Raw genomic sequence first — 4,957 nt, 5'->3', positions numbered from 1 at the left:
CGGGGGGAGGGGGTGAAGGTTTATGCGGGGTATGCGGGAGGTGCAAGTTTTGAGGTAGGGGGTTCTTTAGGGGGAGCGCCCGTTCAAGCTTCAGGGCCCCCGCCTCGAGACCAGGGCCGGGGCGAAGCGCGGCAGGGGGAACCACTTGCCCCGGCCGTCCGGGCAGTCCCCGTTTGGGCCCCGGTCGGTGAGGCCCACGAAGCGCCCGCCCCCAAGGTAAGCCAGGCCCGAACCCAAGGAGGGTAGTGCCTCCGTGGGCCAGCCCGCCCTCAGGGCCCGCTCCACCTCCCCGGGGGTGAGATGGGGGTTGAGCGCCCGAACGGGCGTGGGGGGAAGGGGGTAAACCCCCACCACCGCCTGGGCCAGGGCAAGAGAGCCCAACAGCCTCTAAAACGTAGGCCACCTGGGCCCGATGGATTCAAGCCCAGGCGTGTAGCCCTTACGGGATCGTTTTTACGGTATCCCCGCGCTGGCGCGGACCAGCGCGGGGAATCGTATCACAGGTTGCGCAGGACCACGTAAAGCCCCACGGCGAAGTAGAAGGCAAACCACCCCACGAGGAGCCTCACCCCTAGGTCGCCAAAGCGCTCCACCCGGGAGGTGGGGTCGCCCCCCTTAGGCCCGGCACCCGAGGCGTAGAGGACCTGGGCCAGGTAGACGGTGACGGGAATGGCCGCCAGGGCGGTGACCACGAAGTAGAGAATGGAGCCCCAGTCCCAGACGAAGGGGTAGGCCCAGACGCTGTACCCTAGGCGCCCCCAGGCGCCCGCCCGCATGGCCTCCCGCACCAGCCCCACCAGGAGGAGGGCCCCCAAGTAGAGGCCCAAGGTACCCAAAGCCCCCTCCTTGGTGGCCCGGGAGGCGTGGAGGTAAAAAAACCCCCCCACCACCAAGGCCATCAGGGCCAAAAGCAGGGCGAAGCCCAGCTCCCTTCCCTGGGTAAAGGCCCAGAGCAGGCCGAAGCCCGCGAAGAGGATGCCTCCCAGGCGCAGGGCACCCTGTCCTATGCGTTCCACGAAGGCGAGGAAGGTGGCGGGCACGTCCTCGCGCCTGCGGAAGTACCAGGCGAAGAGGTGAAGCATCACTCCTAGGGATAGGGCGGCCTGCCCGAAGAGCAGAGCGGCGAAGCGGGAGAGGTTATAGCCGTGGAAGCGGGTACCGCTCGTGTCCGCTACCCCTCCCGGGGCGTACCACTCCAGGAAGCGCGAGGGGTAGAGGCCCGCGCTGGACAGGCTGTGCATGGTGAAGCCCGCCAGGAGGAGGAGCGCCAGGCTCACGTAACCCACCCCCGCCACGTTGCCCCTGAGGTAGAGGACGTAGAGCAGGAGGTAGCCCAGGGCCACCACGGGGATGAAGAGGGTGGTCCATAAGCCCATCAGGGTGGTGGCGCTGTACCAAGCGGGGTCGTAGATCACCTGCACAAAGAGGAGGGGGGCGATGCCCATGGTGATGCCGAGGCCCGTGGCCTGGACGGCGAGACGCACGGCCACCCGGGCGAGCCTCTGCCAGTTCTCCTCGGGACGCCGAAGACCGTAAAGCCCCAGGATAAGGCTCCCTATGGCCGTGGTGACGAAGAAGATGTGTAGCACGTAAGTGACCACCAGGAGGATTTCCACCAGCCCCGGGTGCACCGGGCTCCCCAGAGGGTCGCGCATGGCGAGAAAGGCTTCCGGCTTCATTGACCACCTCCTTGCGCCTTAGCACCGTAGTATTCACGCACGAACTTTTCCAGGTAAGCCGCCATGAAGTCCCGTTCCTCCGGCGTGCCCACCACGGGATGCATGAAGGGGAAGCCGCCTATGGCCTCGAGGTAGGCGCGGATCTGTTCCTTGCTCGTCATTCCCCGCCGGGCAAACATGACCGCGAGAGGACGCATCCCCCCGAGGAAGGCGGTCTGGCGGCTCACGGTGTGGCAGCTGGAGCACTCCAAGGCCACCAGGGACCGGCCCGCCTTCACCGGGTCCACCCCCCCGCCTCCCGCCGAGGCCGCCGCCTTGGCCCCCGGGGCCACGGCGAAGGGCAGGTGCTTGAGCACCCCCTCCTGGTTGAGAAGGGGTTCCTCGGCCTTCAACCCCCTGGCGGGGAGGTCCACGTACCGGATCTGGTTAGAGGCCATGTAGCCGTAGATGACGTCGGGCTTGCGGAGGACCTCCCGCGTCCTTTCGGTGCCGAAGAGGCCCAGGAAAGCCAGGGCCAGGGCGCCGTAGGCCAACACGGGATGGGCCGCCAGGTTAGGCCGGACCAGGGCTAGAACCAGGAGCAGGAAGGTGGCCAGGACCCCCACCGCCATCTCGGCAAAGAACACCGGCTGGATGGCCTGCGGCACCCTAAGGAGCGTCTTGGCGTGCTCGGGCAGGCTGGGCATGTACCAGAGGAGAACCAGCCCCACGCCCACCAGGAGCCCCACCAGACCAACACGCCCCGCCAGGGGCACCACCTCCTTCCTGGCCGGGTGGTCCTTGGGCAGGCTTCCCGCCACCAGGAGGGCGTATAGGGCCGTGAGGGCGAACATGAGGCCGAAGCGGGCGAAGAGCATGGGCCAGAAGGTGGGGTTGTAGAAGCCGTCCAGGCTCAAGCCGCTCTGCATCCAGGCTCCCGGGGTCAGCTTGAAGCCTAGGATGCCCACGATAATGGCCAAGGTGCCGCTGGCCGCCAGGGCCAGGATGAGGCCGATGCGGGCGTGCGTTCTGGGGTTCACCCGGCCGAAGGTGTAGTAGTAGACGGCGATGCCGAAGACGTCGATGATGAACCAGAACCACTCCGAGGCCCAGTAGAAGACGAAGTTGTGGATGAGGGTGGAGATGCCCCGGGGGTTGCTGGCGGTGACGGAGAACCAGATGCCCACCCCAAACATGGCCCCCAAGGTGTAGGCCAGCATGAGAAGCCTTAGGGCCGAGGCCTTGAGGTAGTCCATGAGGTACGGCTTATCTTCCAAGAGCGCCTTGCGCTCCACCCACCAGTTGAACCAGGTGGCGGCCACGGTGACGTGGGAGAATATGACGTGGGCCACGGCCACGATGGCCACCAGGAAGGCGGAGTGGAAGAGGAACCCTTCCCAAACCGGATACACGATGACCTCCTTTCTAGGGCTCAGCCCCTGGGGGTATGACCAATGAAGGACCGGGGCAAGCCCTACAAGGGTGATTTTGGGGGGGAGGGCAGGGACATGTGTCCTTTGCGACGGCGAAGGTGTGCTCTAGACTGCAAACTCCCGGTGCTCCCTTCCGCCCACCCCGGAGAAGGAGCCCATTGGGTAGCGCAAAACTTGCTCCTGCCCCACGGCCTCCGAGGAAGCAGAAGCGATAAGGCCTACGGGTTGACCAGGCTCTGACACTCCCCGGCCACGATGAGGGCTGGACATGGACGTGCGGCTTGCCCTGCCCCTGTCGCGGACCGAGGAGGCCCTCCCCCGCCTAGACGCCCTGGGTCTTGGGGCCGAGGTCTACCTGGACCCGGCCCTCCTGGAAGAGGACGGCCTCTTCCAGGCCCGCCCCCCGGTGCCCCTCTCCGCCCACCTCCCCTTCTGGAACCTGGACCTGCTCTCCCCGGACCCCGAGGTCCGGGGCCTCACCCTGAGGCGCCTCCTCTTCGGGCTGGACCGGGCGGCGGAGCTTGGGGCGGACCGGGCCGTCCTGCACTCCGGCATCCCCCACGGGCGGACCCCGGAGGAGGCCCTCTCCCGGGCCGAGCCCCTCGCCGAGGCCCTGGGCCCCCTGGTGCGCCGGGCCCGCGCCTTGGGGGTGCGCCTCCTCCTGGAGAACACCCACGAGCCCAACCCCGAGGCCCTAACCCCCGTACTGGAGGCCCACGGGGGCGCTTTGGGCTTCTGCTTTGACGCCGCCCACGCCCGGGTCTTCAGCCGCACCCCGGACCCCGCCCCCTGGCTCGCCTTGCTCCCTGAGCACCTCCACCTGAACGACACCGACGGGATCTACGACCGCCACTGGGGCCTGGGCCAGGGGGTGCTGGACCACGGGGCCTGGCTCGGCCCCTTCCTGGACCGGCCCCTGGTGCTGGAGGTGCGGGAGGGCCTCGAGGCCTCCCTCGCCTTCCTCAAACGCCTTCAGGGGGCCTTGGAAGGCCAGGGGGCCCTTTTGGGGTGAAGCCTTGGCCAGGAGAAAGGCGAAGGAACCCCAAAGGCGCCTTTCCCGAAGCCCCCACGGGGGCTTACCCGGCACGAGGTGGACCCACCGCTTGCCATACCCAACCCATGTAGGGTATGCTTGGAGCGGGACGCAAGTCCTTTCTGGGAGGTGGACCATGAGGCAGCGCACCGGCTGGTTGCTCCTGGCGGCGGTTTCGGCCCTTGGCGGCGCCCAGGCTCAGGGCCTTACCCTGGGAGAGCACCTGGTTCTAAGGGGCTATACCGGGCAGGCCTTCGGTAAGGCCATGGCCGAGGTCCTGGGCCTGAAGAGCGTCCACGTCCTCACCAACAACACCTCCATCTGCGCCGCCCTGGTGGGGGCCATGGGGGCGGGCTACCTGGACGCAGAGGGCAAGCGGCGCATGGCGGTCACGGTCCTGCCGAGCCCCGCCGAAGTGCCTCCCCTCACCCCCAAGGAGGAGGCCGTGGCCCTCATCTTCGGCGGCCAGGCCACCCCGGAGACCAACTACGGCCTCACCCTGGAGTCCCTCAGGTCCTTGGCCAAGGCCAACTACCCCGGGGCCCTCTTCTTCCACCTCCGCATCTGGGCCCCGGGCTTCGTGGGTAAGGCGGCCCAGGAAGACGCCGAGGTGGGGCGCTACCTCGCGGCCAAGGGGAACCTTTACGCCGTCACCGCCGACCTGAACGCCAAGGTGGTGCGGCTTTGGCAGGTGGCGGTGAAGGACGGGAAGCAGACCACCGTCAAGGAACTCGGCACCGTTCCCCTGAACCCCGCCTGGGAGGACCTCCTCCGCCGCTCCCTCTAAGGAGGCCTCACTCCACCCCGGGGCCAGGCCCCGGGGGTTTCTTTAT

The 4,957-nt window shown here is 67.8% G+C and carries 5 protein-coding genes; 2 read left to right on the top strand and 3 right to left on the bottom strand.

From position 1 onward, the window contains the following. Nucleotides 1-90: 90 nt before the first annotated feature. From ABJK26_RS05315 to ABJK26_RS05305, 3 genes are all read right to left on the bottom strand, one after another. Nucleotides 91-381 (bottom strand): hypothetical protein, encoded by a 291-nt coding sequence (locus ABJK26_RS05315; RefSeq protein ID WP_347241226.1) that lies wholly within the window; start codon nt 379-381, stop codon nt 91-93. A gap of 116 nt (nt 382-497) precedes the next feature. Next, nucleotides 498-1,679, bottom strand: a complete 1,182-nt coding sequence (locus tag ABJK26_RS05310; RefSeq protein ID WP_347241225.1) for a hypothetical protein — start codon at nt 1,677-1,679, stop codon at nt 498-500. Further along, nucleotides 1,676-3,070 carry a hypothetical protein gene (locus tag ABJK26_RS05305; protein WP_347241224.1) on the bottom strand — a complete coding sequence of 465 codons (1,395 nt, stop codon included), beginning with the start codon at nt 3,068-3,070 and terminating at the stop codon, nt 1,676-1,678. The genes ABJK26_RS05310 and ABJK26_RS05305 overlap by 4 nt, the downstream gene beginning before the upstream one ends. Nucleotides 3,071-3,359: 289 nt before the next feature. Here ABJK26_RS05305 and ABJK26_RS05300 point away from each other — a divergent pair, with 289 nt between their 5' ends. Both ABJK26_RS05300 and ABJK26_RS05295 read left to right on the top strand, forming a co-directional pair. Beyond that, nucleotides 3,360-4,103 (top strand): sugar phosphate isomerase/epimerase family protein, encoded by a 744-nt coding sequence (locus ABJK26_RS05300; RefSeq protein ID WP_347241223.1) that lies wholly within the window; start codon nt 3,360-3,362, stop codon nt 4,101-4,103. Nucleotides 4,104-4,260: 157 nt separating this feature from the next. Then, nucleotides 4,261-4,911 carry a hypothetical protein gene (locus ABJK26_RS05295; RefSeq protein WP_347241222.1) on the top strand — a complete coding sequence of 217 codons (651 nt, stop codon included), beginning with the start codon at nt 4,261-4,263 and terminating at the stop codon, nt 4,909-4,911. The last annotated feature ends 46 nt before the right edge of the window (nt 4,912-4,957 follow it).

It is taken from the genome of Thermus sp., from assembly GCF_039793865.1.
In the GTDB taxonomy this organism is placed as follows: Bacteria; Deinococcota; Deinococci; order Deinococcales; family Thermaceae; genus Thermus.
Note: the sequence above shows the minus strand (reverse complement) of the source record. Positions and strands in the feature narration are given on the sequence as shown.

Bases quoted from the DNA above. Each gene is read 5' to 3' on its own strand.
- ABJK26_RS05310 (WP_347241225.1), bottom strand. From the start codon at position 1,679: ATGAAGCCGGAAGCCTTTCTCGCCATGCGCGACCCTCTGGGGAGCCCG.
- ABJK26_RS05300 (WP_347241223.1), top strand. From the start codon at position 3,360: ATGGACGTGCGGCTTGCCCTGCCCCTGTCGCGGACCGAGGAGGCCCTC.
- ABJK26_RS05295 (WP_347241222.1), top strand. From the start codon at position 4,261: ATGAGGCAGCGCACCGGCTGGTTGCTCCTGGCGGCGGTTTCGGCCCTT.